Genomic DNA, 746 nt, shown 5'->3' with positions numbered 1-746 from the left:
GGAAAATAGTGATGTTTCAGTATCATGATAAACGAACTAACACGGATAAGATAAAGACGATGTCGGTAGAGGAATTTATTGGTGCACTGATTCGTCATATTCCAGAGAACCAGTTCAAAACAATTCGTAGATACGGCATTTATAGTCGGCGGATCAAGACAATCATGAAAAAAGTATTAAGTAATTACCAGAAAGAGATTCAACGAATGCTTGTGAACGTGAAGAAAGCACTTAAACCAAAATCATGGTGTGAACGAATAGCCGAAGAATTCGGAGTAAATCCATTGGAATGTACTAGATGTGGCGAATATTATGAATTTAGTGGAGTTAGTGTGTCTAAAAATGGACGACTTGTAGTGAAATATGCGAAGAATAAAGAATCGGAACGATTCATGCGAGAGGAGAATAAAAAAATTGGGGAAGAAGCATCGAAACGTAAGTATGAAAAAGAAAAAGAAGCAGCTTTTAAAAAACTTCGATTCCAATGGAGTGGTTCATTACATTTGTCTTGAATGTGGGATAAAGGAAAAAATTCCAAAGGAAGTAGTTCAATTTTTGGATGCAGGAGATGTTGCATTTGATCCTGAGAACGCTCCGCAATTTGATTGCGAAAAATGTGGTGGAGAGATGTATCCAGAATATTATAAGAACGTACTTGGATACGAATTTAGAATCAGTGATCGACAATAAAATGATTCATCTAAACAAAAAGTCCTCAGGAGCGGTTTTCTCCTGAGGTTTTCTTA

Annotated in this window: 2 protein-coding genes; both read left to right on the top strand. The window is 36.2% G+C overall.

The genetic code is table 11. The annotated features are described in order from the left end of the window. On the top strand, window positions 1-512 hold a 512-nt coding region (locus KQI58_RS23260), incomplete at its 5' end, for a transposase (protein WP_216411152.1). A gap of 43 nt (window positions 513-555) precedes the next feature. Continuing rightward, entirely contained in the window at window positions 556-690 is a 135-nt protein-coding gene (locus tag KQI58_RS23095) for a hypothetical protein (protein ID WP_002302374.1), read from the top strand. Window positions 691-746: the final 56 nt, after the last annotated feature.

Origin of the sequence: Enterococcus raffinosus (genome assembly GCF_018917525.1) — a bacterium.
Lineage (GTDB): Bacteria > Bacillota > Bacilli > Lactobacillales > Enterococcaceae > Enterococcus_A > Enterococcus_A raffinosus_A.
This window is presented reverse-complemented; position numbering and strand designations above follow the sequence as displayed.